Source organism: Pseudomonas sp. LBUM1658 (assembly GCF_059716055.1).
The window spans coordinates 5,859,355-5,874,498 of the sequence record NZ_CP166798.1 but is presented as its reverse complement, the minus strand read 5'-3'; the positions used below and the strand labels follow the sequence as shown (position 1 = coordinate 5,874,498).

At 59.5% G+C, this 15,144-nt stretch carries 12 protein-coding genes; 5 read left to right on the top strand and 7 right to left on the bottom strand.

The window, feature by feature from the left end:
• Positions 1 to 3 precede the first annotated feature (3 nt).
• The 4 genes from ACA064_RS27145 to lpxC all read left to right on the top strand — a co-directional run bounded on the left by ACA064_RS27145 (position 4) and on the right by lpxC (position 4,498).
• Entirely contained in the window at positions 4 to 870 is an 867-nt protein-coding gene (locus tag ACA064_RS27145; protein ID WP_497670880.1) for a cell division protein FtsQ/DivIB, read from the top strand.
• Between the two features lie 13 nt (positions 871 to 883).
• Positions 884 to 2,149: a cell division protein FtsA gene (ftsA, locus tag ACA064_RS27140; RefSeq protein WP_150641885.1), complete on the top strand. Its 1,266-nt coding sequence runs from the start codon at positions 884 to 886 to the stop codon at positions 2,147 to 2,149.
• Between the two features lie 137 nt (positions 2,150 to 2,286).
• Positions 2,287 to 3,474, top strand: a complete 1,188-nt coding sequence (ftsZ, locus tag ACA064_RS27135) for a cell division protein FtsZ (protein WP_497670879.1) — start codon at positions 2,287 to 2,289, stop codon at positions 3,472 to 3,474.
• 112 nt (positions 3,475 to 3,586) lie between these two features.
• On the top strand, positions 3,587 to 4,498 hold the full coding sequence (gene lpxC, locus ACA064_RS27130; RefSeq protein WP_150641887.1) for a UDP-3-O-acyl-N-acetylglucosamine deacetylase: 912 nt from the start codon (positions 3,587 to 3,589) through the stop codon (positions 4,496 to 4,498).
• An 88-nt stretch (positions 4,499 to 4,586) separates the two neighbouring features.
• Here the strand turns inward: lpxC and ACA064_RS27125 are convergent, their stop codons facing one another.
• The 7 genes from ACA064_RS27125 to ACA064_RS27095 all read right to left on the bottom strand — a co-directional run bounded on the left by ACA064_RS27125 (position 4,587) and on the right by ACA064_RS27095 (position 14,541).
• Entirely contained in the window at positions 4,587 to 6,089 is a 1,503-nt protein-coding gene (locus ACA064_RS27125; protein ID WP_497670878.1) for a sensor domain-containing diguanylate cyclase, read from the bottom strand.
• Positions 6,090 to 6,236: 147 nt separating this feature from the next.
• Positions 6,237 to 7,556 (bottom strand): OprD family porin, encoded by a 1,320-nt coding sequence (locus ACA064_RS27120; protein ID WP_497670877.1) that lies wholly within the window; start codon positions 7,554 to 7,556, stop codon positions 6,237 to 6,239.
• Positions 7,557 to 7,748: 192 nt separating this feature from the next.
• Positions 7,749 to 7,973, bottom strand: coding sequence for a hypothetical protein (locus ACA064_RS27115; RefSeq protein ID WP_497670876.1), 225 nt, complete (start codon positions 7,971 to 7,973; stop codon positions 7,749 to 7,751).
• Positions 7,974 to 8,250: 277 nt separating this feature from the next.
• Complete coding sequence (locus tag ACA064_RS27110; protein WP_497670875.1) at positions 8,251 to 9,630, bottom strand: heavy metal sensor histidine kinase; 1,380 nt, start codon at positions 9,628 to 9,630, stop codon at positions 8,251 to 8,253.
• On the bottom strand, positions 9,605 to 10,279 hold the full coding sequence (locus ACA064_RS27105) for a heavy metal response regulator transcription factor (protein WP_497670874.1): 675 nt from the start codon (positions 10,277 to 10,279) through the stop codon (positions 9,605 to 9,607). Before ACA064_RS27105 ends, ACA064_RS27110 begins: the two co-directional genes overlap by 26 nt.
• A 9-nt stretch (positions 10,280 to 10,288) precedes the next feature.
• Complete coding sequence (locus ACA064_RS27100) at positions 10,289 to 13,375, bottom strand: multidrug efflux RND transporter permease subunit (protein WP_497670873.1); 3,087 nt, start codon at positions 13,373 to 13,375, stop codon at positions 10,289 to 10,291.
• Positions 13,372 to 14,541: an efflux RND transporter periplasmic adaptor subunit gene (locus ACA064_RS27095; RefSeq protein WP_497670872.1), complete on the bottom strand. Its 1,170-nt coding sequence runs from the start codon at positions 14,539 to 14,541 to the stop codon at positions 13,372 to 13,374. Before ACA064_RS27095 ends, ACA064_RS27100 begins: the two co-directional genes overlap by 4 nt.
• A gap of 273 nt (positions 14,542 to 14,814) precedes the next feature.
• On the opposite strand from ACA064_RS27095, the gene ACA064_RS27090 reads away from it, so the two are divergent.
• A complete protein-coding gene (locus ACA064_RS27090) occupies positions 14,815 to 15,072 on the top strand; it encodes a hypothetical protein (RefSeq protein WP_497670871.1) in 258 nt (85 codons plus the stop codon).
• Positions 15,073 to 15,144: the final 72 nt, after the last annotated feature.

Below are 15,144 nucleotides of genomic sequence, written 5' to 3'. Positions count from 1 at the left end.
GCCATGCAAGGCGCCCATCTACGTCATCAGCCCCCCGCTCCCGGCCGCAAGCCGGTGCCGCGTGGTGCCAGCCGAATGGTGGCCAAAGAGCCGATGTCGTCGCGCCTGCCGAAAGCCAATTTCGGCTTTCTGAAAAGCCTGTTCTGGTCGGTGCTGCTGGTGGCGCTGGGTTTCGGTACCTATGAAGGCGCGCAGCGTTTGCTGCCGTACGCCGACCGGCCGATTACCAAAATCAACGTCCAGGGCGATTTGAGCTACATCAGCCAGCAAGCCGTGCAGCAGCGAATCGCCCCTTACGTGGCCTCGAGCTTCTTCACCATTGATCTGGCAAGCATGCGTACCGAGCTTGAAAAAATGCCATGGATCGCTCACGCCGAAGTGCGTCGCGTCTGGCCTGATCAAGTAGTGATTCGCCTGGAAGAGCAGCTGCCCGTGGCCCGTTGGGGTGACGAAGCGCTGTTGAACAATCAGGGCGAAGCGTTCACCCCGCGTGAACTGGCGAACTACGAACATTTGCCACAGTTGTTCGGCCCACAGCGGGCTCAACAGCAAGTGATGCAGCAGTATCAGGTGTTGAGCCAGATGCTTCGCCCGATGGGCTTTTCGATTGCCCGTCTGGAGTTGCGTGAACGTGGCAGCTGGTTTCTGACCACTGGTGCAGGAAGCGCCGGCCCGGGGATCGAGTTGTTGTTGGGTCGCGGTTACCTGGTGGAAAAGATGCGCCGCTTCATTGCCATCTACGACAAGACGCTCAAAGAACAGATTACGAACATTGCGCGCATCGACCTGCGTTATGCCAACGGCCTCGCCGTCGGCTGGCGGGAACCTGTAGCGCCGACGACAGCCGCACCCGCTGTCGCGAAGAATTAAGAGAGGCAGGACCATGGCAAACGTGCAAAGCGGGAAAATGATCGTCGGTCTGGATATCGGCACCTCCAAGGTAGTCGCACTGGTGGGCGAGGTGGGGGCCGATGGCACCCTGGAAATCGTCGGTATCGGCACTCATCCATCCCGTGGCCTGAAGAAGGGCGTGGTGGTGAATATCGAATCCACCGTGCAGTCGATCCAGCGCGCCATCGAAGAGGCGCAGCTGATGGCTGGTTGCCGCATCCACTCGGCGTTCGTTGGAGTCGCGGGTAATCATATCCGCAGCCTGAACTCCCACGGCATCGTGGCGATTCGTGACCGCGAAGTCAGCGCTGCGGATCTGGAGCGGGTACTCGACGCGGCCCAGGCCGTGGCGATTCCGGCAGACCAGCGCGTGCTGCACACCCTGCCGCAGGACTACGTGATCGATAACCAGGAAGGCGTGCGTGAACCCCTGGGTATGTCCGGCGTGCGTCTGGAAGCCAAGGTCCACGTGGTCACCTGCGCGGTAAATGCCGCGCAGAACATTGAAAAATGCGTGCGCCGTTGCGGTCTGGAAATCGACGACATCATTCTCGAGCAGCTGGCCTCGGCTTATTCGGTGCTGACCGATGACGAGAAAGAACTGGGCGTATGCCTGGTGGACATCGGTGGCGGTACCACCGACATCGCGATCTTCACCGAAGGCGCGATTCGCCATACCGCGGTGATCCCGATTGCCGGTGATCAAGTGACCAACGACATCGCCATGGCGTTGCGCACTCCGACCCAGTACGCCGAAGAAATCAAGATTCGCTACGCCTGTGCCCTGGCCAAGCTGGCCGGTGCCGGTGAAACCATCAAGGTCCCGAGCGTCGGTGACCGTCCGCCGCGCGAACTGTCTCGTCAGGCCCTGGCCGAAGTGGTCGAGCCGCGTTACGACGAGCTGTTCACGCTGATCCAGGCCGAACTGCGTCGCAGCGGCTACGAGGACCTGATTCCGGCCGGCATCGTGCTCACCGGCGGCACTTCGAAGATGGAAGGCGCGGTGGAGCTGGCCGAAGAAATTTTCCACATGCCGGTCCGCCTCGGCGTACCCCATGGCGTCAAAGGCCTCGACGATGTCGTGCGCAACCCGATTTATTCCACCGGCGTGGGCTTGCTGATGTACGGGCTGCAAAAACAGTCCGACGGCGGTGTTTCCTTTTCCGGGATCAGCAGCAACCGCGACAGCTACAGCAGTGAAGAAGCCAAGACCCCGCTGTTCGATCGTTTCAAGAGCTGGGTTCAGGGCAATTTCTAAAGATTTACCGCAAGACAGCAGTGACAAGTTTCAAGCGGCAAGCAGCAAGTAAAAAGCGGCAGGCAGCAAGAAAAAAGCGGTAGGCAGCAAAAAAAAGCAGTAGGCGCAAAAACTAGAGAAATGTAAGGAGAGGGAAAATGTTCGAACTCGTAGACAACATCCCCGCCAGCCCGGTAATTAAAGTTATCGGTGTCGGCGGTGGCGGCGGCAACGCCGTCAACCATATGGTCAAGAGCAACATTGAAGGTGTGGAATTCATCTGCGCCAACACTGATGCCCAGGCGCTGAAAAGCATCGGCGCACGAACTATCCTGCAACTGGGCACTGGCGTGACCAAGGGCCTGGGTGCTGGCGCGAATCCGGAAGTCGGTCGTCAGGCCGCTCTGGAAGACCGCGAGCGCATTGCCGAAGTGCTGCAGGGCACCAACATGGTGTTCATCACCACCGGCATGGGCGGCGGTACCGGTACCGGTGCTGCGCCAATCATTGCCGAAGTGGCCAAGGAAATGGGGATCCTCACCGTTGCGGTGGTGACTCGTCCGTTCCCTTTCGAAGGCCGAAAGCGCATGCAGATCGCCGATGAAGGCATCCGTCTGCTTTCCGAAAGCGTCGACTCGTTGATCACCATTCCCAACGAGAAGCTGCTGACCATTCTTGGCAAGGATGCGAGCCTTCTGTCGGCTTTTGCCAAGGCTGACGACGTGCTGGCCGGTGCCGTTCGCGGTATCTCCGACATCATCAAGCGTCCGGGCATGATCAACGTCGACTTTGCCGACGTGCGTACCGTGATGAGCGAAATGGGCATGGCGATGATGGGCACTGGCTGCGCCAGCGGTCCGAACCGTGCACGTGAAGCGACTGAAGCGGCGATCCGCAACCCGTTGCTCGAAGACGTGAACCTGCAAGGTGCACGCGGCATCCTGGTGAATATCACCGCCGGTCCTGACCTGTCCCTGGGTGAGTACTCCGACGTGGGTAGCATCATCGAAGCTTTTGCTTCCGAGCACGCAATGGTCAAGGTCGGTACTGTTATCGATCCGGACATGCGTGACGAGTTGCACGTGACAGTGGTAGCCACGGGGCTGGGCGCAAAAATCGAGAAGCCTGTTAAACTTATCGATAATGCCGTTCATACCTCCATGGCAGCTCAATCGCCGGCACCTGCCCGTCAGGAAATGCCGTCGGTCAACTACCGCGATCTGGACCGTCCGACCGTGATGCGCAACCAGGCTCAGGCCAGTGCTGCGACAGCGGCGAAGCTGAATCCGCACGATGATCTGGATTATCTGGACATCCCGGCATTCCTGCGTCGCCAGGCCGATTGATGAAATGTATCAGGGGTATAAGGGTGATTGGTGTTCAGCAAAGGTCTGGTCTGCTATTATCGCCAGCCTTTGTTGATACCAGTTCGCAATTTGCGCTGAAGCGGCCCAAGCCATGATTAAACAACGCACCCTGAAGAATATTATCCGTGCCACAGGTGTAGGTCTGCACTCCGGGGAGAAGGTATACCTGACTCTCAAGCCTGCGCCTGTAGACACCGGCATTGTGTTTTGTCGTGCCGACCTGGACCCTGTGGTGCAGATACCTGCTCGCGCAGAAAACGTTGGTGAAACCACTATGTCGACCACATTGGTCAGCGGTGACACTAAAGTGGACACGGTGGAGCACTTGCTCTCGGCCATGGCTGGCCTGGGCATCGATAACGCCTACGTCGAGCTCTCCGCGTCTGAAGTCCCGATCATGGATGGTAGCGCCGGACCCTTCGTATTCCTGATTCAATCTGCCGGCCTGGAAGAACAGGACGCAGCCAAGAAGTTCATCCGTATCCTGCGTGAAGTGACTGTGGAAGACGGCGACAAGCGCGCCACTTTCCTGCCTTTCGAAGGCTTCAAAGTGAGCTTTGAGATCGATTTCGATCACCCGGTGTTCCGTGACCGCGTTCAAAGCGCCAGCGTGGATTTTTCCAGCACTTCGTTCGTAAAAGAAGTCAGCCGCGCCCGGACCTTTGGTTTCATGAGTGATATCGAGTACCTGCGCAAGCACAACCTCGCACTCGGCGGTAGCGTTGAAAACGCCATCGTGGTCGACGCGGATGGAGTACTGAACGAAGACGGCCTTCGCTACGAAGACGAATTCGTGAAGCACAAGATCCTCGATGCAATTGGTGACCTCTACCTGCTGGGCAACAGCCTGATAGGTGAGTTCCGCGGCTTCAAGTCGGGGCATGCACTGAACAACCAGCTTCTGCGCAAATTGATTGAGCAGAAAGATGCGTGGGAAGTCGTGACCTTCGAAGATGCCAGCACTGCACCGATCTCTTACATGCGTCCAGTTGCGGCCGTGTAAGTAATACTCTCTTTCTTTAGTTTTTAAAGGCTGCCTTCGGGTGGCCTTTTTTTATGTTGTTACGCGGTCCGCCGCCGCACCGCAACTCTCAGCCAGCCACCACCCGATTGCGGCCCCTTTCCTTGGCCTGATACAGCGCCTTGTCAGCGGCGAACAACAAGGTCTTCAAGCTTTCTTCAGGCGCTCCGGACCAGGTGCTCAAACCGATGCTGACGGTAATCGGCGATTTGTCGCCCTTGGTCGGCGGCAAGCGTTCGACCGCGGCGCGGATGCTTTCGGCAATCTGTAACGCGCCGGCTTGGTCGGTCTCGGCCAGTACCACCGCAAATTCCTCACCGCCATAACGCGCTACAAGATCGGCCGGCCGGCGGATGCTCTCGCTGATCACCTTGGCGACCGTGCGCAAGGCGTCGTCGCCGACCTGATGGCCGTGCCGGTCATTGAATGCCTTGAAGTGGTCCGCATCGATCATCAGCACCGACAGCGGTTTGCTCGAACGCTGCGCGCGCGACCACTCATGGCTGAGTACCTGATCCAGCGCCCGGCGGTTGGCGACGCCGGTCAGCGCATCAGTGGCTGCCAGTTGCGCCAGTTCCTGCTCGGCGTGATGGCGCAGCTTCAGCTCGCGACAGAGCAACCAGGTCAGCCATAGCAGGCCGATACAGAGCACTCCGGTGGCGCTGCTGATGACTATCGCGGTGCGCTTCCAGGCGGCGAATACTTCATGGGTGGAGAGGGCAACCATCACCGTCAATGGCAGGTTGCCCACCTGGGAAAAGGTGAACAGACGCTTTTCTCCGTTGACGCTCGATACGCCACTGAAGCTGCCCGTGCCTTCGTGCAGAATGCGTTCGACGTTCGGCCGGGCGCTGAAGTTTTTGCCGATCAGATCCTTGTTCCGCAATGGATGTTGCGCCAGCATGATGCCGTCGCGGTTGATAACGTTGATGGTGCTGTCGTTGCCGATGTTCAGGCTGTTGAACAACTGATCGAAGTAACCCAGGCGCATGGAAGCCACGGCGACCCCCTGGAACTCGCCAGTGACGAAGGACAACCGGCGGCTGAAGCTGATGCGCCATTCGTCACGCTCGTCGCAGTCGCAGCGAAGCTTGAACGGACGGCTGATGAACATTCCCAAATCGCGGTTGAAGGCATGGGCGAGGAAGTAGTCGCGGTCAGCAAAATTCGCCGGTTTCGGCTCGATCAGCGACGAGTCGGCAATTACCTCGCCATATTTGTCGAGGAGCCGGATGTCGCCCTTGAAGGGGGCGCCTGCGGCCCGATCGAATAGCGCCAGGTGGCGTATCTGTGGAGAGACCTGCTTGAGGTCGTCACGTTGGGCGGCGGCGATCAGACCTTTGAGGGACAGGTCATAGAGTTCGACATTACGCAGCACGTCGGCATTGATCAATTGCACGATATTGGTGGCGCTGCGGGTTGCGACCAGCTCGGCGCTGCGGTGTTCGCGGATCAGCAGGAAGGCCACGATGCTCAGTATGGCGATCACCGTCAGCGAACTGCCGACAATCAGGATCAATACCGACCGGCTGACAGGGGGCGGGCGCAGAGATGTCGCACTTCTCACACTCATGGTTCTGACTTCTGCTGTCCGGGACGGTATCAAGAGGGTTGCGAGCAGCGTGCAGAGTGGCAGAGACCGGTCGCGCCTGGGGCGCCTGTATAAATCTGGAGCATAAAAAAGGCCAGCAAAAAATGCTGACCATTTGCACCAATGAGCTTAGAACAGATTCAGTGGGTAATCGACGATTACCCGGTATTCGTCGGTGTCCTGATCCAGCGCGCCGTAGCCATTGCCCCCGCGGTTGGTCGCCCATTGCAGGCGCAGTGCCAGATCCTTGGCCTTGCCGCCCTGGACCACGTAGTTGAGATCAATGTCGCGTTCCCAGTGTTTGGCATGCTTGCCATCGGCGCTATACCAGGTCTCGCCATAACCCGCGCTCTGCGGATCGACCTTGCTCAGGTCCAGTTCGCCACGTGAGTAAGACACCGCCGAGGTCAGGCCCGGCAGACCGAGACCCACGAAGTCATAGGCGTACTTGAGTTTCCACGAGCGTTCATTCGGGCCGTTGAAGTCTGAGTACTGCTGGGAATTATCGAGATAGACGCTGTCGCCCTGGTTGATGTAATCGAACGGGGTGTTGCCGTTCACCCGTTGATAGGCGGCGGTAACGCTGTGATGACCGACGCCGACGCCCAAGTGCAGGCTGAAGGTGTTGTTGTTGATCTTGCCCAGCAGCGCGTCGCCGGTGTCCTGGGTGTGATAGAAGTGCAGGCCCGGGTTGAGGCTGACCAGATCGGTCAGCGCGTAGCTGTAGTCCAGGTCGTAGTAGTACTGGTTCCAGATGTCCTTGAGCTCAGAGGCATACAGGCTGCTGGTCAGCCCTGGCAAACCGCTCCAGGCGACACCGGCCCAGTTCAGGTGCTGGCTTTCCTCACCCTCTGGCAGGCTGCCATAAGAGGTACCGATGCGCTGATGACCGCTCTGGTTGTAGAGCTTGGTGAAGCTGGCCTGGCCACCTTCGATCAGCCAGCCGTCGATACTCTGGTTGCTCAGGCTGACGCCGCGAAAGGTTTGCGGCAGCATGCGGGTTTCGCCGCCGGCAATCACCGGGTTATTCAGAAACAGATCACCAGCTTTGAGTTCGGTATCCCCTGCGCGCATTTTCAGCGTGGCGCCTGCCGTGGAATACCCGGGTGGCGCTTTACCATTGCCGCTACCGATGGGCAGGATGCTCGAGCTATCGGTACCGCCACCACCGTCGAGCTTGAGCCCGAGCATGGCATGGGCGTCGAGGCCGAAACCGACGGTACCCGGGGTGTAGCCGGATTCGAAAATCCCCAGCAAGCCCTGACCCCATTCAATATTGTCATCCTCTCCCTGTCGACGGTTGCGGTTCATGTAGTAATTGCGGGCGTTGAGCTTGAGGCTGGAACCTTCGACGAAGCCATCAGCCGAGTCGTCTGTTGCATGGGCGTTTGAAGCGATAGTTACAGCCACTGCAATGAATAGCGGGCTGATCTTTAATGAAAGACTCACGAGGGGGCAGAGCTCCTTTGATCAAAAATGGCAGTTATTATTTTGTTGATGGGTGTTTCTTATTCGGCAAGACCAGACATTCGAGGTTTTTTTCACCACGAAAAAAAAGCCGCTGAGAGCAGCGGCTTTGAAGACAACTTCTCAGGAGAAAGAGCCCTGAAAGTGTCGAGGGAAATAGAACTGTGGTGCAGATCAGCTATCTTTATCAACCGGCGTTTGCGCTGGATTGACTGATGTTTGCTGGGGTTTCTCAGCGGTTTTGGCCTTGGCGGTCAGTTCGCTCCTGGATTGTTCCAAGGCGTCGGCACGCGCGGCATTCTGCGCAACAAATGCTGGCGACTCTTCAGCCATGGCGAACGGCGACAGGAACAAGGAAGACAAAACAAAAGCGCTGGCAATACCCATAGTGTTGGACATCTTGAAGACCTTCTTGCAGAGCAAGTGATATTTGGTGTGGCAAAAGTACCGGTCTTCGGCCCGGGGAAACAGAGCGGATCACTCAAAGGACTGTTGCCTTTAAGGTAACAGTGGGTCCGCATAGACCCAAAAAGATCGTCCGAACGCGGCCCGAACCTTCGGCAGCTCCTACGCCGACCGAGTACATCCGCGAATACACAACATTTGTAGGAGCTGCCGCAGGCTGAAATCTTGGCGATCTCGCCGGCACCACAAAAGATGCGGAAAGGTAATGGGACTAAACCGGCAGATAGATCCCGAATGTGTTCATCCCGTCATCACTGCGCACAAACACATCACCGCCATGCATCAAGGCAATGGCCTTGACGATCGCCAGGCCCAGACCATGGTTGGCGCCGCTGTTGCTGCGTGAGGCGTCGACCCGATAGAAACGTTCGAACAACCGCGACAGGTGTTCGCTGGCAATGGCCTCGCCGGGGTTGGCGACGCCGATGGCGACCTGGTGTTCTTGCATTTCAATCTGTACGCGAATGGTTTGCCCGGGCGCGGTGTGTTGCACGGCGTTGTTCAACAGGTTGATCAGTGCCCGGCGCAAGTGGGCGATTTCGATCTGTACCTGGGCGTCGCCACTGACCTCGACCTTGACCTGAGCGTCTTCGAGGATGAAGTCCAGGTAATCCAGCGTGGTCGCGACTTCATCGGCCAGTGAGGTCGAGGTGAGGGTGGTGGCTTTGCTGCCCTGATCGGCACTGGCCAGAAACAGCATGTCGTTGATGATCGACCTCAATCTCTCAAGCTCTTCGAGGTTTGACTGCAGGACTTCGAAGTAGTGTTCGGCCGAACGCCCGCGAGTCAGCGCCACCTGGGTCTGGCCGATCAGGTTGGTCAGCGGTGAGCGCAGCTCGTGGGCCACGTCGGCGTTGAACGACTCGAGGCGCGAGTAGGCTTGTTCCACTCGTGCCAGGGTCGAGTTGAAAGCGCTGACGAATTGATTGAGCTCCGGTGGCAGTGGCGACAGTTGCAGGCGTCCGGAGAGTCTCGGCGGTGCCAGGCGTTGCGCCTCCTGGGACAGTTTGATCAACGGTTTCAAACCGATCCGCGCCACCCAGTAACCCAGCGCCGAGGCTAGCAGCACGCCGATGATAGCCAGGCCGATCAGGGCGATCAGCAGCTGATGCTGGGTCTGGTAGAAGGTCTCGGTATCGATGCCGATCATGAAGCGCAGCGGTGGACGCTGGTCCTTGGCCGGGAACTGACTGACCAGTACTTTCAACGGGTAGGGCTGCTCGGGCAGTTGCAAGTCGTGCATGCCCAGCGGGCCTTCGGCAAAGGCCCGAATCTGCGGGGTCGGATTGCCATATTCATAGTTCGGGTCGCCGCTGATGATCCAGAAACGGATACGTTTGTCTTCCTCACCGAGCAGCTTGAGTTTGTTGTTGATCTTGACCCAGTGTTCCGGGGTGCCATAGCGCCCAACCGTCGATTCCAGCACGCTGTAGCGCGCATCCAGTTCGGCTTCGGGCAGCAGGCCCAGGCCTTTGTCGACTTGTTGATACAGCGCCCCGCCAATCAGCAGGAACACCACCAGCGCCACCAGGGTGAACATGCCGCTCAGGCGCAGGGCAATCGAGTTACTCACTGCGGCTCTCCAGCACATAACCCATGCCGCGAATGGTGTGCAGCAGTTTTTCTTCAAACGGCCCGTCGAGCTTGGCCCGCAGGCGTTTGATCGCGACTTCGACGACATTCGCATCGCTGTCGAAATTGATGTCCCAGACCATCTCGGCAATGGCGGTTTTCGAGAGAATTTCCCCCTGACGCCGGGCCAGCACGCTGAGCAGCGAAAACTCCTTGGCGGTCAGGTCCAGGCGCGTGCCGTTTCGGGTGGCCTTGCGACTGATCAAATCTATCCACAAGTCGGCGATGCTGATCTGCACCGGTTCATGCCCACCGCTGCGGCGGGTCAGCGCTTGCAGGCGCGCCACCAGTTCGAGAAAGGAAAAGGGTTTGCCCAGGTAATCGTCGGCGCCGTCGCGCAGGCCCTTGATCCGGTCTTCCACCCGTTCGCGGGCAGTGAGCATGATCACCGGGGTTTGCTTGCGCGCACGCAAGGCACGCAGTACGCCAAAACCGTCGAGGCCTGGCAGCATCACATCCAGCACGATCACCGCGTAATCGCTTTCCAGCGCCAGGTGCAGACCTTCGACACCGTCCCTGACCACATCCACCGTATAGCCTTGCTCGGTCAAGCCGCGGTGCAGGTAGTCCGCGGTTTTTTCCTCGTCTTCGATAATCAGAACACGCATGACCCCGCCTCAGTAAGTGGTCGCCAGCACCGGGGCTGGTTTGGGCCGATGGAAGAGTCGCTCAAGCCACAAGTATATGACCGGAGTGGTGAACAACGTCAGCGCCTGGCTCACCAGCAACCCGCCGACCACGGCGATCCCCAGCGGCTGGCGCAGCTCGGCGCCGGTGCCGTAGCCGAGCATCAGTGGCAATGCGCCGAGCAGTGCGGCGAGGGTGGTCATCATGATCGGCCGGAACCGGGTCAAACAGGCCTGGTAAATGGCTTCCTCCGGCGTCAGGCCGCCGTTGCGCTGGGCGTCGAGGGCGAAGTCGATCATCAGGATGCCGTTCTTCTTGACGATCCCGATCAGCAGCACCAGGCCGATCAAGGCCATGATCGAAAAGTCCTGACCGAAGATCCACAGCATGATCAGGGCGCCAAGGCCAGCAGAGGGCAGGGTCGAGATGATCGTCAGCGGATGCACGAAGCTCTCATACAGCACCCCCAGAATGATGTAGACCGCCACCAGCGCCGCGAGAATCAGCCAGGGTTGGCTGGCCAGGGAACTCTGGAACGCCTGGGCCGCGCCCTGGAAGGTGCCGATGATCGTGGCCGGCATGCCGATTTCGTTCTTCGCCTGGTTGAGCATGGTTACTGCATCGCCCAGGGCCACGCCCGGCGCGAGGTTGAACGACAGGTTGGCGGCCGGGAACATTCCGTCATGGGCGATGGACAGCGGGCCGACCCGGGGCGGATCAACCTTGGCTAGCGCCGACAATGGCACCATCTCGCCGCTGAGCGGCGAGCGCAGGTAGAAGTAATTCAGGCTTTCGGCCTTGCCGCGCTGTTTGGCGTCGAGTTCGAGGATCACGTTGTACTGGTTGGTCTCGGTCTGGAACTCATTGACCTGGCGTTGGCCGAAGGCATCGTAGAGCGCCTCGTCGACATCGGTGGCGGTCAGGCCAAAACGCGCCGCGGCACTGCGGTCGATGCTGATGTGGGTGATGCTGCCGCCCAGTTGCAGGTCGTTGGACATATCGCGGAACGCCGGGTTGGCCCGCAGTTTCTCGGTCAGACGCTGGGTCCAGGTGTTGAGGGTCGGTCCGTCGTTGCTTTTGAGCACGTACTGGTACTGGCTGCGGCTCGGTCCGGAGCTGAGGTTGATGTCTTGCCCTGCGCGCAAGTAAAGGACGATGCCCGGCACCTTGGTCATTTGCGGGCGGATCCGGTCGATGAACTCACTGGCCGAGACGTCCCGTTTGTTACGGTCCTTCAAGGCAATCCAGAAGCGCCCGTTGGCGATGGTCTGGTTGTTGCCGGAAACGCCAACGGAATGGGAGAAGGTCTGGACGGCAGGGTCGGTGCCGAGGATTTTCGCCAACTGCTTATGTTTTTCCACCATGTCCGGGAAGGAAATATCGGCGGCTGCTTCTGTGGTGCCGAGCACGAAGCCGGTGTCCTGTATCGGGAAGAAGCCTTTGGGAATCGTCACGTAACCGACGATCGCCATAGCCAGCGTCAGGCCGAAAAGCCCGAGCATCAGCCGTTGGTGGGCGAGGGCGCGGCGCAGGCCTTTTTCATAGACCGCCAGCAAGCGTTCGCCGAAACCGTGGGTGTGGTGCTCGGGTCTTCGCATGAACAACGCGGCCAGGGTCGGTGCCAGGGTCAGCGACACCACCACCGAAATCAGGATGGTCGAGGTGGCGGTGAGGGCGAACTCCTTGAACAACCGGCCGACCACACCGCCCATGAACAGCAACGGGATGAACGCCGCCACCAGCGAGAAGCTGATGGAGACCACGGTGAAGCCGATCTCGCCGGCACCCTTGATCGCAGCCTCGCGCATGCCATCGCCGGCCTCGAGATGGCGATGGATATTCTCGACCACGACTATCGCATCGTCGACCACAAACCCCACGGAAATCACGATCGCCACCAGGGTCAGGTTGTTCAGGCTGAAGCCCATCACATACATCAGGGCGAAACTGGCGATCAACGACACGCCGAGCACGCTGGCAACGATCAGCGTCGCCGACAGCTGGCGCAGAAACAAAGCCATCACCGCGACCACCAGCAACACGGTGATCAGCAGGGTGATTTCCACTTCATGCAAGGACGCGCGAATGGTTTTGGTCCGGTCCGAGAGCACGGTCACTTGTACCGAGGCCGGCAGCATCCCTTGCAGGCGTGGCAGTTCGGCCTGAATGCGGTCGACGGTCTCGACGATGTTGGCCCCGGGCTGACGGAAGATCACCAGATTGAGCCCCGGCTGGTCATTGGACCAGGCTTGCACATAGGCATTCTCCGGGCCGGCGATCACCCGCGCGACATCCTTGAGCAGTACCGGCGCGCCGTCCTTGTAGGAGACGATCAGTTGCCGGTATTCCTCGGGATGGAACAATTGATCATTGGTCGACAGCGTGGAAATGCTCGACTGACCGTACAGCGCGCCCTTGGCCAGGTTCAGGCTGGCCTGCTGCAGAGCCACGCGGATATCGGCCAGGGTCAGGCCGATGGCCGCCAGTTTGTCCGGCGAAGCCTGCACGCGAATGGCCGGACGTTGCTGGCCAGTGATATTGATCAGGCCGACGCCGTCGATCTGGCTGATCTGCCGTGCCAGCAAGGTTTCCACGTAGTCGCTGAGTTCGGTACCGGGCATTTGCGTCGAGCTGATGCTGAGGATCAGCACCGGGCTGTCGGCCGGATTGACCTTCCTCCAGGTGGGCAGGCTCGGCATGTCATTGGGCAGCTTGCCGGAAGCGGTGTTGATCGCCGCCTGGACTTCCTGGGCGGCGGTGTCGATGCTTTTGTCGAGGACAAATTGCAGGACCAGGTTGGTCGAACCCAGGGCGCTGCTGGAGGTCATCTGGGACATGCCGGGAATGGCGCTGAATTGCACCTCCAGCGGCGTGGCCACCGAGGACGCCATGGTTTCCGGGCTGGCGCCGGGCAGTTGGGCGTTGACCTGAATGGTCGGGAACTCCGCTTCCGGCAACGGTGCGATGGGCAGCTTCGGGAAGGCGATCGCCCCCAGGAGCACTAGGGCAAAGGTCAACAACAGCGTGGCGACCGGATGATCAATGCACCAGGCCGAAATCGAGCCATGGCCTTTCATGGTTGCGCCTCCGTCTTCGCCGTTTCAATGACCTGCGGTGGCTCGCTGAGCACCTCGATCCTGGAACCTGCCTTGAGCCGCGACTGGCCGTCACTGACCAGCACATCGCCAGGCTGCACGCCGGTAATGATGTTCAGGTTGCTGTTCTGATAGACCATTCGTACCGGCACGATTTCGACGGTGTTGGCGTTGACCCGGTAGACAAAATGCTGGTCCAGGCCGCGTTGGACCACGGTCGGTGGTACCACCAGGGCGGCTTTGTCGAGGGCGGTCTGGATCTTGATGGTCACCAGTTGCCCCGGCCAGAGCTTTTGCCCCGGGTTGTTGAATTCGGCCTTGGCGCGAATGGTCCCGGTGTTGGTATTGATCTGGTTGTCGATCAGGGTCAGCTGCCCTTTACCGAGCAGGTCGCCGGTTTCGCCATCGGTATCGGCGCCCATGTAGGCACTGACCTCGGCTTGGCGCGGGGCGCCGATCAGCCCTTGCAGGGTCGGCAGCATCTGTTGCGGCAGGGAGAACTCGACGGCGATCGGGTCGATCTGGGTCACCGAGAACAGCCCTTGAGCGTCAGCCATGCGCAGGAAGTTGCCTTCATCAACGGAGCGAATGCCGACCCGACCGGTCACCGGCGAACGAATCTGCGTGTAGGAGAGTTGCACCTGCGCGGCGTCGATGGCGGCCTGATTGCCCTGGGCGGTAGCTTTCAACTGATTGACCAGCGCCTGTTGCTGATCGTAGGTCTGCTTGGAAACGCCATCATCGACGCTCAGCAGCTTGTAACGTTTGAGATTGACCTGTGCCACTTGCAGTTGCGCCTGGCTTTCGCCCAATTGCGCGCGGGCCTGATCGAGGCTGGCGCGGATCGAGCGATCGTCGAGGGTGGCCAGCAGATCACCGGCTTTTACCAGCTGACCTTCCTTGACCAGCAGTTGGGTGAGGATGCCGTCGATTTGCGGGCGAATGATCACGCTGTGTAGCGACAGCACCGAGCCGATGCCGCTGACATAGCGCGGCACGTCCTGCTCGACGACGCTGACCACCCGTACCGGAATCGCGCTCGGTGCCGTCAGCTTGGCCGTGGCAGGCTTGGTCAGGTACCAGCCGGCAATGGCGGCCAGGACGATCAGAAAGCCTGCGATCACGATGTTTTTTTTCTGAATACGCATGCTGTCAGGACGCCAGAGCAAGTGATCAATGGATTGGCCAGTATCAATGACTACTTATAGCCCTCTGACCCGGTCAGCAACATGACTGCTAACTGACAGCACTGTCAGTAATGGCTGATCGCCGCTGAACCGGGTGGATTAACGAGGCCGCAGAGAATTTTTCCATGGTCGACCGAAGGTCAGCGTGCGGGCGCCAGCCGGGCAGGTATACTGCCGCCTTTCGCGGCCCGCCATCCTGGCCCGACTCTTATTTATGCATCACCCGGAGCTTTCATGACTTCCCCTAAACAACCGTCTGCTGCTGACGTTCAGAGCGACGAACAGGCTGACCTGCAAAACAGCGTCGACTCCAGCGCAGAGACCGAAGACAAGGCCGCCATCCCCGCATTCAAATTCCCGTTCAACCCGGGTGAACTGGCCGCGACCAAGAACGCCAACCAGCCGTGGTACAAAAACGGCGCCAAGAACGGCCACACCAAGACCCCGGGCGTAGCGCCTCCCGGCACCCGTCGCTCGATGGGCAAGCGCTGAGTTAAACCTGGCGCCAGTGGAAGTTCGTGGTATTTGGCGACAGTGATGGCTAAATGCCCAGAAGCTGAGCCA

What these genes read in the sequence shown, in the direction of transcription:
- ACA064_RS27145 (WP_497670880.1), top strand. Translation starts at nt 4, where the DNA reads ATGCAAGGCGCCCATCTACGTCATCAGCCCCCCGCTCCCGGCCGCAAG.
- ftsZ (WP_497670879.1), top strand. Translation starts at nt 2,287, where the DNA reads ATGTTCGAACTCGTAGACAACATCCCCGCCAGCCCGGTAATTAAAGTT.
- ACA064_RS27090 (WP_497670871.1), top strand. Translation starts at nt 14,815, where the DNA reads ATGACTTCCCCTAAACAACCGTCTGCTGCTGACGTTCAGAGCGACGAA.
- ACA064_RS27095 (WP_497670872.1), bottom strand. Translation starts at nt 14,541, where the DNA reads ATGCGTATTCAGAAAAAAAACATCGTGATCGCAGGCTTTCTGATCGTC.
- ACA064_RS27110 (WP_497670875.1), bottom strand. Translation starts at nt 9,630, where the DNA reads ATGTGCTGGAGAGCCGCAGTGAGTAACTCGATTGCCCTGCGCCTGAGC.
- lpxC (WP_150641887.1), top strand. Translation starts at nt 3,587, where the DNA reads ATGATTAAACAACGCACCCTGAAGAATATTATCCGTGCCACAGGTGTA.
- ftsA (WP_150641885.1), top strand. Translation starts at nt 884, where the DNA reads ATGGCAAACGTGCAAAGCGGGAAAATGATCGTCGGTCTGGATATCGGC.
- ACA064_RS27100 (WP_497670873.1), bottom strand. Translation starts at nt 13,375, where the DNA reads ATGAAAGGCCATGGCTCGATTTCGGCCTGGTGCATTGATCATCCGGTC.
- ACA064_RS27105 (WP_497670874.1), bottom strand. Translation starts at nt 10,279, where the DNA reads ATGCGTGTTCTGATTATCGAAGACGAGGAAAAAACCGCGGACTACCTG.
- ACA064_RS27115 (WP_497670876.1), bottom strand. Translation starts at nt 7,973, where the DNA reads ATGTCCAACACTATGGGTATTGCCAGCGCTTTTGTTTTGTCTTCCTTG.
- ACA064_RS27125 (WP_497670878.1), bottom strand. Translation starts at nt 6,089, where the DNA reads ATGAGTGTGAGAAGTGCGACATCTCTGCGCCCGCCCCCTGTCAGCCGG.